This window comes from Stutzerimonas chloritidismutans AW-1, from assembly GCF_000495915.1.
Classification (GTDB): domain Bacteria; phylum Pseudomonadota; class Gammaproteobacteria; order Pseudomonadales; family Pseudomonadaceae; genus Stutzerimonas; species Stutzerimonas chloritidismutans.
The window spans coordinates 1-18,480 of record NZ_AOFQ01000064.1; the positions used below are offsets into that span (position 1 = coordinate 1).

At 61.8% G+C, this 18,480-nt stretch carries 15 protein-coding genes; 5 read left to right on the plus strand and 10 right to left on the minus strand.

What is annotated here, in order from left to right; translation table 11 throughout:
• Positions 1 to 56: 56 nt before the first annotated feature.
• From purL to F753_RS45685, 5 genes are all read right to left on the minus strand, one after another.
• The gene (purL, locus tag F753_RS45665; RefSeq protein WP_023446795.1) at positions 57 to 3,953 is read right to left on the minus strand and encodes a phosphoribosylformylglycinamidine synthase; all 3,897 of its coding nucleotides are present in this window, start codon (positions 3,951 to 3,953) and stop codon (positions 57 to 59) included.
• 125 nt (positions 3,954 to 4,078) lie between these two features.
• Complete coding sequence (locus tag F753_RS45670) at positions 4,079 to 4,846, minus strand: amino acid ABC transporter ATP-binding protein (RefSeq protein ID WP_023446796.1); 768 nt, start codon at positions 4,844 to 4,846, stop codon at positions 4,079 to 4,081.
• Positions 4,847 to 4,855: 9 nt separating this feature from the next.
• Positions 4,856 to 5,953 (minus strand): amino acid ABC transporter permease, encoded by a 1,098-nt coding sequence (locus F753_RS45675; RefSeq protein WP_023446797.1) that lies wholly within the window; start codon positions 5,951 to 5,953, stop codon positions 4,856 to 4,858.
• A gap of 4 nt (positions 5,954 to 5,957) precedes the next feature.
• Positions 5,958 to 7,142 (minus strand): amino acid ABC transporter permease, encoded by a 1,185-nt coding sequence (locus tag F753_RS45680; RefSeq protein WP_031298355.1) that lies wholly within the window; start codon positions 7,140 to 7,142, stop codon positions 5,958 to 5,960.
• A gap of 93 nt (positions 7,143 to 7,235) precedes the next feature.
• On the minus strand, positions 7,236 to 8,264 hold the full coding sequence (locus F753_RS45685) for an amino acid ABC transporter substrate-binding protein (RefSeq protein ID WP_023446799.1): 1,029 nt from the start codon (positions 8,262 to 8,264) through the stop codon (positions 7,236 to 7,238).
• Positions 8,265 to 8,603: 339 nt separating this feature from the next.
• On the opposite strand from F753_RS45685, the gene F753_RS45690 reads away from it, so the two are divergent.
• From F753_RS45690 to F753_RS49775, 3 genes are all read left to right on the plus strand, one after another.
• Positions 8,604 to 9,260: an alpha/beta hydrolase gene (locus F753_RS45690; RefSeq protein WP_023446800.1), complete on the plus strand. Its 657-nt coding sequence runs from the start codon at positions 8,604 to 8,606 to the stop codon at positions 9,258 to 9,260.
• A gap of 219 nt (positions 9,261 to 9,479) precedes the next feature.
• The gene (gene rhlB, locus F753_RS45695) at positions 9,480 to 10,913 is read left to right on the plus strand and encodes an ATP-dependent RNA helicase RhlB (RefSeq protein WP_023446801.1); all 1,434 of its coding nucleotides are present in this window, start codon (positions 9,480 to 9,482) and stop codon (positions 10,911 to 10,913) included.
• Between the two features lie 120 nt (positions 10,914 to 11,033).
• Entirely contained in the window at positions 11,034 to 11,198 is a 165-nt protein-coding gene (locus F753_RS49775; protein ID WP_003303475.1) for a hypothetical protein, read from the plus strand.
• 4 nt (positions 11,199 to 11,202) lie between these two features.
• Here F753_RS49775 and moaE read toward each other — a convergent pair whose 3' ends face one another.
• The 5 genes from moaE to dmeF all read right to left on the minus strand — a co-directional run bounded on the left by moaE (position 11,203) and on the right by dmeF (position 15,101).
• On the minus strand, positions 11,203 to 11,661 hold the full coding sequence (moaE, locus tag F753_RS45700; protein ID WP_023446802.1) for a molybdopterin synthase catalytic subunit MoaE: 459 nt from the start codon (positions 11,659 to 11,661) through the stop codon (positions 11,203 to 11,205).
• A 2-nt stretch (positions 11,662 to 11,663) separates the two neighbouring features.
• Positions 11,664 to 11,912, minus strand: coding sequence for a MoaD/ThiS family protein (locus F753_RS45705; RefSeq protein ID WP_023446803.1), 249 nt, complete (start codon positions 11,910 to 11,912; stop codon positions 11,664 to 11,666).
• On the minus strand, positions 11,909 to 12,379 hold the full coding sequence (gene moaC, locus F753_RS45710) for a cyclic pyranopterin monophosphate synthase MoaC (RefSeq protein WP_023446804.1): 471 nt from the start codon (positions 12,377 to 12,379) through the stop codon (positions 11,909 to 11,911). The genes F753_RS45705 and moaC overlap by 4 nt, the downstream gene beginning before the upstream one ends.
• Before the next feature lie 99 nt (positions 12,380 to 12,478).
• A complete protein-coding gene (locus F753_RS45715; RefSeq protein WP_023446805.1) occupies positions 12,479 to 13,867 on the minus strand; it encodes a PhoH family protein in 1,389 nt (462 codons plus the stop codon).
• Between the two features lie 259 nt (positions 13,868 to 14,126).
• Entirely contained in the window at positions 14,127 to 15,101 is a 975-nt protein-coding gene (gene dmeF / locus F753_RS45720; RefSeq protein ID WP_023446806.1) for a CDF family Co(II)/Ni(II) efflux transporter DmeF, read from the minus strand.
• A 134-nt stretch (positions 15,102 to 15,235) separates the two neighbouring features.
• On the opposite strand from dmeF, the gene yaaA reads away from it, so the two are divergent.
• Positions 15,236 to 16,015, plus strand: a complete 780-nt coding sequence (gene yaaA, locus F753_RS45725) for a peroxide stress protein YaaA (RefSeq protein ID WP_023446807.1) — start codon at positions 15,236 to 15,238, stop codon at positions 16,013 to 16,015.
• A gap of 787 nt (positions 16,016 to 16,802) precedes the next feature.
• Positions 16,803 to 18,248, plus strand: a complete 1,446-nt coding sequence (locus F753_RS45730; RefSeq protein ID WP_003303483.1) for a mannose-1-phosphate guanylyltransferase/mannose-6-phosphate isomerase — start codon at positions 16,803 to 16,805, stop codon at positions 18,246 to 18,248.
• Positions 18,249 to 18,480 lie beyond the last annotated feature (232 nt).

Consider the following 18,480-nt stretch of genomic DNA (forward strand, 5'->3'; position numbering starts at 1 on the left):
CCCCGCCGATATGCTATCGACGGGCTCCTCGGGAATGGCCAGATTGACCCGGTCGGTCAGTCGACCCAGACCCGCGCATTGCGGAACATGCGCATCCAGCCGCCGTCTTCCTGCCACTCGTCAGGGCGCCAGGAGTTGGTCACGGCGCGGAACACCCGCTCGGGGTGCGGCATCATGATGGTCACGCGACCATCGCGACTGCTGAGACCGGTGATCCCGCGCGGCGAGCCGTTCGGGTTGGCCGGGTAACGCTCGGTGACCTTGCCGTGGTTATCCACGAAGCGCAGCGCCACGGTGCCGGAAAGATCTGCCTGCAGCATGGCCTCTTCGCTCTCGAACTCCGCATGGCCTTCGCCGTGGGCGATGGCGATCGGCAGACGGGAGCCGGCCATGCCCTGCAGGAAGATCGATGGCGAATCCTGAATCTGAACCATCGCCACCCGCGCTTCAAACTGCTCCGAGCGGTTACGCACGAAGTGCGGCCAGTTCTCGGTGCCCGGGATCAGCTCGTGCAGGTTGCTCATCATCTGGCAACCATTGCACACGCCGAGAGCGAAGCTGTCCTTGCGCTCGAAGAAGGCCTGGAAGCCATCCCGTGCACGCGCATTGAACAGGATCGACTTGGCCCAGCCTTCACCGGCGCCGAGCACGTCGCCGTAGGAGAAGCCACCGCAGGCCACCAGGCCCTTGAACTCCTCAAGGCTGACACGCCCGGAAAGAATATCGCTCATGTGCACGTCGACCGCGGCGAAACCGGCGCGGTCGAACGCCGCCGCCATCTCCACCTGGCCATTGACGCCCTGCTCGCGCAGCACCGCAATCTGTGGACGAACGCCACGCTTGATGTAGGGCGCCGCGATGTCCTCGTTCACGTCGAAGCTGAGCTTGGCACTGAGACCCAGGTTGTCCTCTTCGAGCAGCGCGTCGAACTCCTGATCGGCGCACTCGGCGTTATCGCGCAGACGCTGGATCTGGTAACTGGTTTCCGCCCACTGCCGATGCAGCAGACGGCGCTCACCGGCGAAGACTTCGTTCTCGCCGTGCTTGATCGACACATGGCCATTGTTGACCGGCTGACCGATGACCGCGACACAGTCACCCAGACCGGCTGCGCTGAACTGTGCCAGCACGATCTCGGTGTCGTCCTGACGCACCTGAATCACCGCACCAAGCTCCTCGTTGAAGAGCATCGGTGCGACATCTGCGGCACTCTCCAGCAGGCCATCGAGATTCAGACTCAGGCCACAGTGACCGGCAAACGCCATTTCCAGCACAGCGGTCAGCAGACCACCGTCGGAACGGTCGTGGTAGGCCAGTAGCAGACCATCGGCGTTCAGTCCCTGGACCACAGCGAAGAACGCCTGCAGGTCTTCGGCATCATCGACGTCGGGCGCCTGGCGACCAAGCTGACCATACACCTGCGCAAGAATCGAAGCGCCCATGCGGTTCTGGCCGCGTCCCAGATCGATCAGGATCAGGTCCGTTGCGCCCTTGTCCAGGCGCAGCTGCGGGGTCAGGGTCTGGCGGATATCAGTGACCGGGGCGAAGCCGGAAACGATCAGCGACATCGGCGAGGTCACGCTTTTCTCGGCGCCCTCCTCCGACCAATGGGTCTTCATTGACATCGAGTCCTTGCCCACCGGAATGGTCAGGCCCAGCTGCGGGCACAGCTCCATGCCGACGGCTCGCACGGTGTCGTACAGCCGCGCGTCTTCGCCGGGGTGGCCGGCGGCGGCCATCCAGTTGGCGGACAACTTGATGTCGGAGATCTTCTCGATGCGTGCCGCTGCCAGGTTGGTCAGCGTTTCGCCGATGGCCATGCGGCCCGACGCCGGGGCATCCAGCAGCGCCAGCGGCGTACGCTCGCCCATCGCCATGGCCTCGCCGGTGTAAACGTCGTAGCTGGTAGCCGTGACGGCGCAGTCGGCGACCGGCACCTGCCACGGACCGACCATCTGATCGCGCGCTACCTGGCCGGTGATGCTGCGGTCGCCGATGGTGATCAGGAAGCTCTTGCTGGCGACCGCTGGGTGGCGCAGCACCCGGGTGACCGCCTCATTCAGATCGACAGTAGCCGCATCGAAGTCATCGCCCAATTCCGCTTCGCGGCTGGCGCTGCGGTGCATGCGCGGCGGCTTGCCGAGCAGCACTTCGAGCGGCATGTCCACCGGGGTGTTGCCGAAATGGCTGTCGGTGACAGTCAGTTGTGGCTCTTCGGTCGCCTCGCCGACAACCGCGAACGGGCAGCGCTCACGTTCGCAGATAGCCTGGAAACGCTCGAAATCGGCGGCACTGACGGCCAGCACGTAACGCTCCTGGGACTCGTTGCTCCAGATCTCGTGCGGGGCCATGCCCGGCTCGTCGTTGGGCACGTTGCGCAGTTCGAAGCGGCCACCGCGGCCGCCATCGTTGACCAGCTCCGGGAAGGCATTGGAAATGCCACCGGCACCGACGTCATGGATGAAGGCGATGGGGTTCTGGTCGCCCAGCTGCCAGCAGCGGTCGATGACCTCCTGGCAGCGGCGTTCCATTTCCGGGTTCTCGCGCTGTACCGAGGCGAAATCAAGATCGGCCGAGCTGGCACCGGTCGCGACCGAGGAGGCGGCGCCGCCGCCCAGGCCGATCAGCATGGCCGGGCCGCCGAGCACGATCAGCTTGGCGCCAACGGTGATCTCGGCCTTCTGCACGTGATCTTCACGGATATTGCCCATGCCGCCAGCGAGCATGATCGGCTTGTGATAACCACGCACCTCGTCGCCGCGCGGCGTGTTGATCGACTGCTCGAAGGTACGGAAGTAACCGGTCAGCGCCGGGCGGCCGAACTCGTTGTTGAACGCGGCGCCGCCCAGAGGGCCTTCAATCATGATGTCCAGCGGCGTGACGATGCGTTCCGGCTTGCCGTAGGCCTGTTCCCACGGCTGCTCGAAGCCGGGGATGTTCAGGTTGGAGACGGTGAAACCCGTCAGACCCGCCTTTGGCTTGGCGCCGCGGCCGGTGGCGCCCTCGTCGCGAATCTCGCCGCCGGAACCGGTGGAAGCACCCGAGAACGGCGAGATCGCGGTCGGGTGGTTGTGGGTTTCCACCTTCATCAGAATGTGCACCGGCTCCTGCACCGCGCCGTACTGGCGGGTTTCAGGATTGGGGAAGAAACGCCCTGCGGTGTGGCCGACGATGACCGACGCGTTGTCCTTGTATGCGGACAGCACGTTCTCGCTGTGCATCTGGTAGGTGTTCTTGATCATGCCGAACAGCGACTTGTCCTGGCTCTCGCCGTCGATGTCCCAGCTGGCGTTGAAGATCTTGTGGCGGCAGTGCTCGGAGTTGGCCTGCGCGAACATCATCAGTTCGATGTCGTGCGGGTTGCGCTTGAGGCCCTGGAAGGCACTGACCAGATAATCGATCTCGTCTTCGGCCAGGGCCAGGCCCAGGTCGGTGTTGGCCTTTTCCAGCGCGGCGCGACCGCCACCGAGGATGTCCACGGCAGTCAGCGGCTTGGGCTCGGCATGGCTGAACAGGTTGGCGGCTGCGTCGAAACGATCGAGCACCATTTGTGTCATGCGATCGTGAAGCGCTGCGGCAATCAGCTGTGCCTCGCTATCGGAAAACTCGCCCTGCACGTAATAGGCGATGCCCCGCTCCAGCCGCTGGACCTTCTCCAGCCCGCAGTTGTGGGCGATATCGCTGGCCTTGCTCGACCACGGCGAAATGGTGCCGAAGCGAGGCACCACGAGGAACAGCCGCCCGGCAGGTTCCTGCACCGGCACACTGGGGCCGTACTTCAGCAGGCGGGTCAGTACGTTCTGCTCATCCGCGCCGAGCGTGCCGGAAACCTCGGCGAAATGGGCGAACTCGGCATACAGCCCGCCGACGGCGGGGACCTTATCGGTCAGTTGTGCCAGGAGCTTGCCATGACGGAAGGCGGAAAGAGCGGGAGCGCCGCGCAGGATCAACATCGTCGGAACAGCCTCGGAGGGGGGAGCAGTCGGGGCGCGTATTCTAGCCCATGACGGCGGCCGAGGCTAAGGCTGAACACAGCCAGGCGCCGCGTGCTCCGACGGCACGCCAGGCCCGGCTTGGATCAGTGCAGTATCTGGCTTAGGAACAGCTTGGTCCTGTCGTTGACCGGGTTTGTGAAGAACACCTCTGGCTCGGCCTGTTCGACGATCTCGCCCTTGTCCATGAAGATCACCCTATCCGCCACGGTGCGGGCGAAGCCCATCTCATGGGTCACGCAGAGCATGGTCATGCCGCTTTCGGCGAGGCTGACCATGGTGTCGAGCACCTCCTTCACCATTTCCGGGTCGAGGGCCGAAGTCGGCTCATCGAACAGCATGATCTTCGGCTTCATGCACAGCGCACGGGCGATCGCCACGCGCTGCTGCTGACCGCCGGAGAGCTGGCCGGGAAACTTGTTGGCCTGCTCCGGGATGCGCACGCGCTCCAGATAATGCATGGCGATTTCCTCGGCCTGCCGTCGCGGCAGCTTGCGCACCCACATCGGCGCCAGGGTGCAGTTCTGCAACACGGTCAGGTGCGGGAACAGGTTGAAGTGCTGGAACACCATGCCGACTTCGCTGCGGATTGCCTCGATCTGCTTGAGGTCGCTGGTCAGCTCCACGCCGTTGATGACGATGCGCCCCTGCTGGTGTTCCTCCAGGCGATTGAGGCAGCGAATGGTGGTCGACTTGCCGGAGCCGGAAGGCCCGCACAGCACGATACGCTCGCCCTGGCGCACGGAGAGGTTGATGTCCTTGAGTACATGGAACTGGCCGAACCATTTGTGCACGCCCTGCATGCGGATGACCGGTTCGCTGCTGTGCTCGGCCTGCGCGTTTGAATCACTCATATATCACTCCTAATGCTTGTGGCCGGTGTCCAGCTTGCGCTCCAGGCGCATCGAATAGCGGGACATGCCGAAACAGAACATCCAGTACACCAGCGCAGCGAACACGTAGCCCTCGGTGGACATGCCTAGCCAGGCCGGGTCCGCGGTGGCGCGCTTGATGCTGTTGAGGAAGTCGAACAGGCCGATGATGATCACCAGGCTGGTGTCCTTGAACAGGGCAATGAAGGTGTTGACGATGCCTGGGATTACCAGCTTCAGCGCCTGCGGCAGGATCACCAGCAGCGTGCTACGCCAGTAGCCCAGGCCCATGGCCGCCGCAGCCTCGTACTGCCCCTTGGGGATCGCCTGCAGACCGCCACGTACTACCTCGGCGATGTAGGCGGCCTCGAAGAACACCACCATCAGCATTGCCCGTAGCAGCTTGTCGAGGCTCATGCCTTCGGGCAGGAACAGCGGCAGCATCACCGAGGACATGAACAGCACGGTGATCAACGGCACGCCGCGCCAGAACTCGATGAAGGTCACGCAGAGCACGCGGATAGCCGGCATGTCCGAGCGCCGTCCCAATGCCAGCAGAATGCCCAGCGGCAAAGCACCGGCAATGCCCACGGCAGCGATCACTACGGTCAGCATGAGCCCACCCCACTGACTGGTAGGCACCGTCTGCAGGCCGAGAAATCCACCATGCAGCAGCCAGTAGGCCAGCAGCGGGTAAACCAGCATATAGCCCAGCCCGTAGCGCAACTTGTGTGGCATCTGCCGCAGGAACAGCGGCGCCGCACCGATGATCGCCAGCCAGGCTGCCGCATCGACTCGCCAGCGCAGCTCCGTCGGATAGAAGCCGTACATGAACTGGCCGAACCGGGTCTGAATGAACACCCAGCAGGCGCCTTCGCGGCTGCAGTCGGCGCGGGTTTCACCGGTCCAGTCGGCCTTGAAGATGGCCCATTCGAGTACCGGCGGCACAATCAGCCAGAGCAGGTATAGCCCTACCAGCGTCAGCAGGGTATTGATCCAGCTGGAAAACAGATTGGCCCGTAGCCAGCCGAGCGCACCGATGCTGATCGTCGGCGGCGGCAGGTCGGGCTTGAAGGTATGGATGGTCATGCGCTCACCGCTCGATCAGCGCAATGCGCTTGTTGTACCAGTTCATCAGCAGCGAGATGCTGATGCTGATGGCCAGATAGACACTCATGGTGATGGCCATGGTTTCGATGGCCTGCCCGGTCTGATTGAGCACCGTGCCGGCAAACAGCGACACCATGTCCGGATAACCGATAGCAGCAGCGAGCGACGAGTTCTTTGCCAGGTTCAGGTATTGGCTGGTCAGCGGCGGCACGATCACCCGCAACGCTTGCGGCACGATGACCAGCCGCAATACCTGGCCAGGTCGTAACCCAAGCGAAGCGGCGGCTTCGGTCTGGCCATGGCTGACCGACTGAATGCCTGAACGCACGGTTTCGCCGATGAACGCCGCGGTATACACCGACAACGCCACGACGATCGAAACCAGTTCAGGGATCACCACCCAGCCGCCGCGGATATTGAAGCGCTGCAACTCCGGCACTTCCCAAGTGAAAGGCACGCCTGCAATGAAGGTCATCAGCCAGGGGATGGCAAGAAACAACCCAGGGCTGGTCCAGAACACCGGAAACATCTGCCCGGTGGCATGCCGCCGCGCCCGAGCCCAGCGGTTGAGCAGGACTACCGCGACCAGCGCCACGAGCAACGCCAGCCAGAATGACCAGAAGCCATCGGCGGCGCTGGGTGCCGGCATCTGCACGCCGCGGTTGTTGACGAACACCGCATCCCATAGGCTCAGGCTGTTGCGCGGCCCAGGCAACGGGCTGATCACAGCGAAGTAGACGAAGAAGATCAGCAGCAACGGCGGGATATTGCGAAATATCTCGATGTAGAGCGTCGCCAGCTGGCGGATCAGCCAGTTGCTTGAGAGGCGTCCCACGCCGAGGATGAACCCCATCACCGTTGCGAGAAATATTCCGATGACGCTGACCAACAGCGTATTGAGCAGCCCGACCCAGAAGACGCGACCGTAAGTGTCGCTCTCGCTGTAGTCGATCAGGTGCTGGGATATGCCGAAGCCGGCGGCATTCTCGAGGAAACCGAAGCCGGAGGTAATGCCGCGATGGGCAAGGTTGGTCTGGGTATTGTGAAAAAGGTACCAGCCGAATGCTACGACGGTGATTACAGCCAGAATCTGAAACAGCCAGGCGCGTGCCCGAGGGTCGGTCAATAGCGACCCGCCAGCCGGCCTAGGATTGTCGATGGTTCGCATCGAATGTCCTCATACCGCACCGCCGGCGCGTTGTGCGCGCCGGCGGCACTTCTCCCTTTGGAAAACGGGACCGGTGTAGCCGGCCCCGCTTGGTCAACGTACCGGCGGGGCGTACTGCACGCCGCCGTTGTTCCACAGGGCATTGAGGCCACGGTCGATCTTCAGCTCGCTGCCGGCGCCAACGTTTCGATCGAAGATCTCGCCATAGTTACCGACTTGCTTGACGATCTGCACCGCCCAGTCCTTCGGCAGCTTCAGATCCTTGCCATATTCCCCCTCCACACCCAGCAGGCGGGCGACGTCAGGGTTCTTGGTGCTCTTGGCCTTTTCTTCGACGTTTGCCGAAGTGATGCCCAATTCCTCGGCGTTGAGCATGGCGAACAGGGTCCAACGCACGATATCGAACCATTCCTCATCGCCTTGGCGGACCGCCGGGCCGAGGGGCTCCTTGGATATCACTTCGGGTAGCACTACGTAGTCATCAGGCTTTGCCAGCTTGATGCGCTGGGCGTAGAGCTGCGACTGGTCGGAAGTGAGCACGTCGCAACGGCCCGACTCCAGTGACTTGGCGCTTTCGTCCGAGGTGTCGTAGGTGATGGGGGTGTACTTCAGGTTGTTGGCGCGGAAATAATCGGAGAGATTGAGTTCGGTAGTCGTGCCTGCCTGAATGCAGACAGTCGCGCCATCCAGCTCCTTGGCACTTTTGACACCCAGCTCCTTGTTCACCAGAAAGCCTTGACCGTCGTAATAGGTCACGCCGGTGAAATTCAGGCCCATCGCCGCATCACGCGAGCTGGTCCAGGTGGTGTTGCGCGACAGCATGTCCACTTCACCGGATTGCAGCGCGGTGAAGCGCTCCTTGGCGGTCAACGGACTGTACTTGACCTTACTGGCGTCACCGAACACGGCCGCGGCCACCGCGCGACAGACATCCACGTCGATCCCCAGGTATTGCCCCTTTGCATCGGCGTAGGAAAAGCCCGGAAGGCCATCACTGATGCCGCACTGCACGAATCCTTTCTTCTGCACTGCATCGAGGGTCGCCCCCGCTTGCGCCAGCCCGCTGATTCCCAGCAGTGACGCTGCACCCAGCGCAGCCAGTGTGGATTTCACCCTAATCATCGAAACCTCCAGTTTGCTTTCTTATTCTCGGGTTCGGGCCTGTTGCCCCTCGATGCGTAACCGGCAGCAGCGAAGCGGCGCAGCCTGACCTGAGTCTAGTCGTCCGTGGATGATCGGCAATGTTCTTTGTGCCATTACCTCGACTCGCTCATGCGAGCCGTTCCCTTCTGAGTCGAACTGAACTTAGCAAGGCGCGTACCAGCTCATCCGGCAATGAGCTGGATACGCCAGGTTGCGGGTTCTATCGAAGTGCGCGAGCGGGTAACCTCGCGCCACTCCCTCGCCGGTGGCACGTAATGCCCCAAGACGAGGCAACTTGCCCCCAACTGGAGCCGATCTATGAGCGAACCGTTGATCCTCGAACCCAATGGCATTGCCGATGCCTGCATCATCTGGCTGCATGGCCTGGGCGCTGATCGCTATGACTTCCTACCTGTAGCCGAAGCGCTGCAGCAGAAGCTGCATAGCACTCGCTTCGTTCTGCCGCAGGCACCGACGCGTCCGGTAACCATCAACGGCGGCTGGAGCATGCCCAGCTGGTATGACATCCTGGCCATGAGCCCAGCCCGCGCGATCGATCGCGAGCAACTCGAGGCATCAGCGCAACAGGTCATCGGCCTGATCGAAGCACAGCGTGACGCGGGCATCGATCCGGCACGCATCTTTCTCGCCGGCTTCTCCCAAGGCGGCGCGGTGGTGCTGCATACGGCATTTCTGCGCTGGCAGGGTCCGCTGGGCGGCGTTATAGCACTGTCCACCTATGCCCCGACATTTGCCGAACGCCTCGAGCTTTCCGAAGATGCCCGGCGTTATCCGGCGCTATGCCTGCATGGCAGCCGGGACGATGTGGTACCGCCAGCGATGGGCCGTGCCGCCTATCAGTGCCTGCACGACGCCGGCGTCAATGTCACTTGGCGCGAGTACCCGATGAGCCACGAGGTGCTCCCGGAAGAAATCCGCGACATCGGCAACTGGCTCGCACCGTTGCTTGACTGAGATGCCTCCTGAGCGCCAGGTCCGGCTGTCTATGCGTCAGTCACGGCCATGCCCCTGGCCTCTTCTGGACTAGACCTGTCGCGCAGCACCACACAACCGTAAGCGAGGCGCGAGTGCGTCCGGCTGGAAGTCAAGCCTTCCGGTGCGCGAGGCTTCGCCATGCATGCGTCTTGCATTACACTGGCGCGCGACACTTTCCTAATAAATGACGAGAAGACCGTGCTCAAAGCACTCAAGAAAATCTTTGGCAAGGCCCCGGATCTACGGGCCAGCACAGCCGATAGCGTGCTCGCCGCCGACAACGAGGGCCAACACAGCGCCCCGGCCCCGCAGCAAGCAACGACACCCGATACTCAACCCAAGCCGCAGCCCACTGAGCGCTCCGCCGAAAAACCGCGCCGTCAGCGCAGCCGCAAATCAGCGCAACCCGCCGCTCCGGCCTGGAAGCTGGACGACTTCGTGGTCGAACCGGCCGAAGGCAAGACCCGCTTCCACGACTTCAAGCTCGCGCCCGAGCTGATGCATGCGATTCACGATCTGGGTTTCCCCTACTGCACACCGATCCAGGCCCAGGTGCTCGGCTATACCCTTGCCGGCAGAGACGCCATTGGCCGCGCGCAGACCGGTACCGGCAAGACGGCCGCCTTCCTTATTTCCACCATCACGCAGCTGCTCGATACGCCGCCGCCGAAAGATCGCTACATGGGCGAGCCGCGCGCGCTGATCATCGCGCCGACCCGTGAACTCGTGGTGCAGATCGCCAATGACGCGCTGGACCTGACCAAGTACACCAACCTGAACGTGATGAGCTTCGTCGGCGGCATGGATTTCGACAAACAGCTCAAGCTGCTGGAATCGCGGTTCTGCGACATCCTGGTTGCCACGCCCGGTCGCCTGCTGGATTTCAACCAGCGCGGCGAGGTGCATCTGGACATGGTCGAAGTGATGGTGCTGGACGAAGCCGACCGCATGCTCGACATGGGCTTCATCCCGCAGGTCCGCCAGATCATCCGGCAGACGCCACCCAAGAGCGAGCGCCAGACCCTGCTGTTCTCAGCTACGTTCACCGATGACGTGATGAACCTGGCGCAGCAGTGGACGACCAATCCCGCCATCGTCGAGATCGAACCGGAAAACGTCGCCAGCGACACCGTAGAACAGCACGTATTCGCCGTGGCCGGCAGCGACAAGTACAAGCTGCTGTACAACCTGATCACCCAGAATGACTGGACGCGGGTGATGGTCTTCGCCAACCGCAAGGACGAAGTGCGGCGCATCGAAGAGCGCCTGACCCGGGATGGCATCAGCGCCGCGCAGATGTCCGGCGACGTGCCGCAGCACAAGCGCATTCGCACGCTGGAAGGCTTCCGCGAAGGCAAGATTCGCGTGCTGGTGGCGACCGATGTCGCCGGCCGCGGTATCCATGTCGACGGCATCAGCCACGTGATCAACTTCACGCTACCGGAAGATCCTGATGACTACGTGCACCGCATCGGCCGCACAGGCCGTGCCGGCACCAGTGGCACGTCGATCAGCTTCGCTGGCGAGGACGACGCCTTCGCCCTGCCGCCGATCGAAGCGCTGATCGGCCGCAAGATCCAGTGCGAAATGCCTCCGGCGGAACTGCTCGCACCGCCCCCTCACTCGCGCTGAGTCAATCGGGCACGGCATTCGCCGTGCCCCGCTCCCCTCCTCCATCAATGACCTGAATCAGGCCACAAAAGAGCTCAAACGGCTAGAGTGGTAGCTAGATCGGAACTCAAGGAGAAATCGATGGACAGCATGCACTGGCTACTGTCGCTAATCGTCATTGGCTTCATCCTGCTCTGCGTAGGCTTCAACTACCGAGACCGGAACTGGGGCGTGGGCCTTCTTGGCCTGGGTGTGCTCACCATGTTCTCGACGCTGGCCTTCAAGATGTACATCACCTTCTATTGAGGGCTCAGCCGTTCTCGCGCCATCGTTCAGCTGCGGCCTGATCACTGGCGCGGCCTTCCACCCAACGCGGCCCGGACGGCGTCGTTTCCTTCTTCCAGAACGGCGCCCGCGTCTTCAGATAATCCATCACGAAGCGACAGGCATCGAAGGCCGCGTCGCGATGGGCGCTCGCCGCACCGACGAAGACGATGGGCTCGCCTGGCTCCAGGGGCCCGACGCGATGCAACACGTCGAGCCGCAACAATGGCCAGCGCTGCTCCGCCTCGATGATGATTTTCTCCAGCGCCTTTTCGGTCATCCCCGGCGCATGTTCGAGAAACATTCCGGCGACATCCTGCCCGTCATTGAAATCTCTTACGTAACCGACAAACCCTGCGACCGCTCCAATCCCCAGGTTGGCCGCATGCAGCGCATTGAGTTCGGCCCCCGGATCGAACGCTGCCGTCTGTACACGAACCGCCATGCTCAGCCTCCGGTCACGGTGGGAAAGAACGCGACTTCATCGCCATCGGTGATCGGCTCATCGAGACCACAGAGTTCCTGATTGCGCGCACACATCAGGTTCTGCTCGGCAAGCACCTCCCAGACACCGCCCTGCGCAAGCAACCGCTGGCGCACGTCGTCCACGCTGGCGAGCGAAGCATCCCACTGCAGGCGTTCGCCATCGGTGCCGAGGGTTTCACGATAACGGGCAAAGAACTGGACGGTAATCATGCCTGCACCTGCCAGTGGCCGCTCTTGCCGCCGAGCTTTTCCAGCAGGCGCACGCCTTCGATGACCATGCCGCGATCCACAGCCTTGCACATGTCGTAGATGGTCAGCGCAGCGACGCTGGCAGCGGTCAATGCTTCCATCTCGACACCGGTCTGCCCGGCCAGCTTGCAGGCAGCGCGGATCAGCACGCAGTCTTCGCTATCCGCTTGCAGCTCGACCTTGATGCTGGTGAGCAGCAGCGGATGACACAGGGGAATCAGTTCGTAGGTCTTCTTCGCCGCCTGGATACCGGCGATGCGCGCCACGGCGAAGACATCGCCCTTTGGATGGCCACCCTGCTGGATCATCTGCAGGGTCTGCGGCAGCATGCGGACACGCGCCTCGGCCACAGCTTCACGCGCGGTGACGGCCTTGTCGGTGACGTCGACCATGCTGGCCCGGCCTTGGGAATCGAGATGGGTGAGCATTCGGCGCTCCTGATCGGAAAATCACGAGTCTACCGCAGTCGTCGGCGATGAACCCGCCCCCGTAAGAGGTACTACCGGGCATCGCCGCACGCTTCTCCGCTACATGTGCGCTTCGGCGTACTCGGCCAGTACCGAACGCGGCACACCTTGCAAGGTGATGTGAACACCGTGGGAGAAGTCCTTGAAGCGCTCGGTCAGGTAGGTAAGGCCCGAACTGGTCGCCGACAGATATGGCGTGTCGATCTGCGCCAAGTTGCCCAGACAGATCACCTTCGAGCCGTTGCCCGCACGGGTGATGATGGTCTTCATCTGGTGCGGCGTGAGGTTCTGGCATTCATCGATCAGGATCAGGCTCTGCTGGAAACTGCGCCCGCGAATGTAGTTCAGCGATTTGAACTGCAGCGGCACCTTTTGCAGGATGTAGTCGATGCTGCCGTGGGTGTTCTCGTCCTCCATGTGCAGCGCCTCGAGGTTATCGGTGATCGCACCCAGCCAAGGCTCCATCTTCTCCGCCTCGGTGCCAGGCAGAAAGCCGATGTCTTCGTCCAGCCCCTGTACGCTGCGGGTGGCGATGATGCGCCGGTAGCGCTTGCTGACCACGGTCTGCTCGATGGCTGCAGCCAGCGCAAGAATGGTCTTGCCCGAACCGGCCGCGCCGGACAGGTTGACCAGATGGATGTCCGGGTCGAGCAAGGCGAACAGCGCCAATGCCTGATGAATGTCCCGCGGTCGCAGGCCCCAGGCTTCCTGATGCAGCAGCGGCTCCTGATGCAGGTCGAGCAGCAGCAGCTCATCGGCCTTGATGCCCTTGATCCAGCCGACGAAGCCCTGTTCGTCGATGATGAACTCGTTGATGTGTACCGCAGGCAGATTGTCGGTCAGTTGCACGCGATGCCAGGTGCGCCCATGGCCCTGGTGGGTCTCGACCTTGCTCACACGATCCCAGAACGAGCCGCTGACGCTGTGATAGCCGGGGGAAAGCTGGCCGACGTCATCGACCAGCTGATCGGTATGGTAATCCTCTGCCGCTACGCCACAGGCACGCGCCTTCAGGCGCATGTTGATGTCCTTGGTGACCAGTACCACAGGCACGCCGGGGCGTTGCCTGCTCAGCTCGACCACCTGGTTGATGATCTTGTTGTCGTTCAGATCTTCCGGCAACGCGTTGGGCTCGCCACGCTTGCTCATGAGGATCGAAAGACTGCCGGACGGCCCGCTCTTGCCGCGCTGGATCGGTACGCCGAGCTCGACCTCTTCCGGCGTTGCATCACCGAGCAGCTTGTCGATCAATCGGATTGCCTGACGACACTCGGCCGCGACGCTGTGCTTGCCGGTCTTGAGTTGATCGAGCTCCTCCAGCACGGTCATCGGGAGGGCGACCTGATGTTCCTGGAAGTTCAGCAAAGCATTGGGATCGTGGATCAGTACATTCGTGTCGAGGACGTAGAGCGTGGGCTGGGTCGCGCGAGGTCTGCCGTAGTCATCCATACTGATCACCTTCTTCTGGGGCCAGAAACGAAGAGCCAAAAGCGCTTCGCTGCAGAGTGACCGCCATGCGATTCAGGTGAGCGGACGAGGGCAGCCGGTGGATTCGGGGCTGCCCAGAAGCCGCCACCTGTGTCGCAGGGTTCGGCGGTCTGAATTCGGTAATACCGTAAAAGTTATGACAGACAAAAGACTTTTCCGTTGAACTCGGCTTTTTTTCACGAATCGACCAAACGGCCTTGGCGCGCGTGTTTCGGCCGCGCTATTGTCGACGATCAAGGTGCGCGCTTTCGTCGCAGCGATTCACTTCCACGGTGATGTGCACCAGCTGCGGAAAGCCCTGCAACGCAGCCTTGTAGTGGTCGGCGGTGTGCGCCTGATGCGTCACCAGGCTCAGGATGCAGCTGTATTGCGACCGCCCTACCCGCCACAGATGCAGATCGGTGACCTCGGTATCCGGCACCTCCTGCAGCGCTTCCCGAACCCTGTGGACCAGCGGATCATCCATCTCCCGATCGAGCAGCGCCTTGGCGGTATCGCGCAACAGGCCGCGCGCCCATACAAGGATCACCAGCGCGCCGACGATACCCATCACCGGGTCCAGCCAGCTCCAGCCGAAGAACTTGCCGCCCAGCAGCGCGATGATGGCAGCCACCGACGTCAGCGCATCGGTCAGCACATGGATGAAGGCGGCGTGCCGATTCAGGTCCTTGCCACCCGAAGCGTGTTCATGCTCATGCGAATGGTCATGCCCGTGCTCGTCGTGACCGTTACCGTGGTCATGCTGATCCCGCAGCAACCAGGCGGACAGCAGATTCACCAGCAAGCCGATCACGGCGACCATCAACGCTGCATCGAAACCGATCGCGACCGGCGACCAGAGCCGCGACAGCGATTCGCCGATCATGAACAGCGCCACGACGACCAGCAGCAAGGCGCTGGTGAAACCGGCCAGGACCTCGATTTTCCAGGTTCCGAACGCAAAACGCTGGTCCGCCGCGTAGCGCCGAGCCAGCAGATACGCCAACGCCGCCAGGCCGATGGCTACCATGTGCGAGGCCATATGCCAGCCGTCCGCCAGCAACGCCATGGAGTTGAACCAGTAACCGGCAATGATCTCCACCAACATGGTCAAGCCGGTCAGAATGACCACCGCCCAGGTCTGACGCTCGGAGTTGCGCTCCAGCGGACGGTAGTCGTGAGGTGGTTGCCATTGCGCATGATTGCAGCCAGACATACGAACTCCTTGATTGACGCCTTCCAGCTTGTGCCTTGCCACGCGGGGAAGGTCAACCGTTGCCTATGGCCGCCATAGCTGGAGCCGCTCCGCTCGTAGCCCTACAATCGCGCCATCAGACAGGAGACCCGTACATGCTGATGGTGATTTCCCCCGCCAAGACGCTCGACTATGAAACACCCCCGATAACCGAACGCTTCACTCAGCCTCAGTACCTGGAGCACTCGCAACTGCTGATCGACCTGTTGCGCGATTACTCGCCAGCGCAGATCAGCGAACTCATGCACCTTTCCGACAAGCTGGCCGCCCTGAATGTCGCGCGCTACGGGAGCTGGTCGGCTGACTTCACGCCGGCGAATGCCAAGCAGGCCCTGCTCGCCTTCAAGGGCGATGTCTACACCGGACTGAGCGTCGAGGATTTCACCGAGAGCGACCTGCTGTTCGCACAGGAACATCTGCGCATGCTGTCGGGGCTCTACGGCCTGTTACGGCCGCTGGATCTGATGCAGCCGTATCGGCTGGAAATGGGCACCAAACTGGCCAATCCGCGAGGCAAGGATCTGTACGCGTTCTGGGGCGAGCGCATCACTGGCTGGCTGAACGAGGCGCTTGCGGAACAAGGGGATGACGTTCTCCTCAATCTGGCGTCGAATGAGTACTTCAGTGCCGTCAACCGCAAGGCCCTGAATGCACGGGTCATCAATGTCGACTTCAAGGACATGAAGAACGGCCAGTACAAAATCATCTCGTTCTATGCGAAAAAGGCACGAGGGCTGATGGCCCGCTGGGTGATCAAGGAACGCATCGGCAACCCTGATCAGCTGCCGGAATTCGACTATCAGGGCTACCGCTACAGTCGGGATGATTCGACCAGCGACCGCTTGGTATTCCTGCGCGACACCGCCGACCAGTAACAACTCAATGCCGGCGGAGGGCCCCGCAAGGGCGCTGCCGCCGCCCTCACCGACCCCATTAGCGGGTCCGCCCAGCACGTCCCACAACCTCTACCAACACCGCCCGATCAACCCTCCGCATTCCGCCGGGCCGGTGAGCGCACCTTGAATCCGTTCGCAAAAACTGGCCGATCAACGGTTGCCGACGCGGGAACTATCCAGCATGGCTCGCAATCATAAGCGCGTACCGACAATTCCAGGCGGAAAGGGAAGTCGCACATGAACGTGCATTGGGTCATCGATTTCGCAGATCGCGCCGTTCCAGATCGTCATTCGATCTCGGCGGTAGCGCAACCTCAGACGGCGATGCGGCTGATTATCCAGCCGAGAGCCGCGGCGCCGAGCAGAGCCTACGCGGCATCTGACACGGCAAACGCCGAGCAAGGCACGAACAGAGGGTTACGGCCATGCAAGCGCATCACTCCCGTTCGACCAGCAGCAGATGCCACGCATCGCTCGCGACGATGGCGCTCCTCAGCGACGCGCCGCCCGCCGCTCACGAGCCTCCAGTGCAGATGACCATGATCGACATCTCGCCAGAGACACATGCGGCCTGACCAGCCATGGTGCGACATCCCGGCGATTAAGCAGACAGCAGATTTCAATCTCGAGGCATGCCTCGGGACAGAGCGGATTTCGTTCAGCGGACTGGCGATTCCCTCGACAAAGAACAGCAACCAGGCGCGGCCAAGAGGCCAGCGTCACCGGACAAGTAGAACGACCTTCGAAACGATTCAGGAGAAGCAATATGATCCCGGTTATTCTTTCAGGCGGTAGCGGCTCCCGGCTGTGGCCCCTTTCCCGCAAGTCGTTCCCCAAGCAATTTCTTGCCCTGACCGGCGAGCAGACGTTGTTCCAGCAGACTGTCGAACGCCTGGCGTTTGATGGCATGCAGCAACCGCTGCTGGTCTGCAACAAGGATCACCGTTTCATCGTCAAGGAGCAGCTGGCTTCTCGCAAACTCGGCGTTCAAGGCCTTCTGCTCGAGCCTTTCGGTCGTAACACCGCACCGGCTATTGGTATCGCGGCGATGAAGCTGGTTGAAGAAGGACGCGACGAGCTGCTGCTAGTCCTGCCGGCCGACCATGTCATCGAAGATCAGAAGGCCTTCCAGCGATCACTGGCACTGGCGACCAATGCTGCGGAAAATGGCGAAATGGTTCTTTTCGGTGTTCCGCCGACTCGTCCTGAAACCGGTTTTGGCTATATCAAAGCTAGCCAGGACGCCAATCATGGCCTGCCCGACGGAATCAAGCGCGTGGCGCAGTTCGTCGAGAAGCCGGACGAGGCTCGCGCCCAGAGCTATGTGGAGTCGGGCGACTACTTCTGGAACAGCGGTATGTTCCTGTTCCGCGCCAGCGTGTTCCTGGAGGAACTGAAAAAGCACGATCCGGACATCTACGACACCTGCTCACTCGCCCTGGAGCGCAGCGTGAAGAACGGCGAGGAAGTGCTGATCGATCCCGCCACTTTCGCCTGCTGCCCAGACAATTCCATCGACTATGCAGTGATGGAAAAGACTCAATTGGCTTGCGTAGTGCCCATGTCAGCTGGCTGGAGTGATGTCGGCTCCTGGTCTTCGATCTGGGATGTGCACGAGAAGGACGAGAACGGTAATGTCCTCAAGGGCGACGTGATCGCCGAAGACTCACGCAACTGCCTGGTACACGGCAACGGCAAGCTGGTCACCGTGCTCGGCCTGGAAAACATCGTGGTGGTGGAGACCAAGGACGCCATGATGGTTGCCCACAAGGACAAAGTGCAGGACGTCAAGAAGCTGGTCAGCAAGCTCGACGCCCAGGACCGCAGCGAAACCAAGAACCACTGCGCCGTCTACCGCCCATGGGGTTGGTATGACTCGGTGGACATGGGCGGTCGCTTCCAGGTCAAGCGTATCTGCGTGAACCCGGGGGCCAGCCTCTCTCTGCAGATGCACCACCACCGTGCCGAGCATTGGATCGTTGTTTCCGGTACAGCCCAGGTCACCTGTAATGACAAGACTTTTCTGCTCACCGAGAATCAGTCGACCTATATCCCGATCACGTCGGTGCATCGTCTGGCCAACCCTGGGAAGATTCCACTGGAGATCATCGAAGTCCAGTCCGGCAGCTATCTGGGTGAAGACGACATCGAGCGCTTCGATGACGTTTACGGCCGCGCCGAACAGAGCAACGAAGCCAAAGTTGCCCGTTAATGTTCGCCAAGTAAGAGAAAGCCCGCTTCGGCGGGTTTTTCTTTGCTCGATTCCTGGCTCTGCGCGTCCTACAAGCGCATACTTGCGCAAACCCGTGTAGCGCCTTGCCGCAAAACACAGTATCAATGCCGCAGGTAACTCCTGGTTTTTTTGAACTACTGCTCGAATCTGCAGCCTGCCAGGTAATTGCTTAAACCTTTTCAGTTGACCTTGAGTCCCACAGACATAAGCT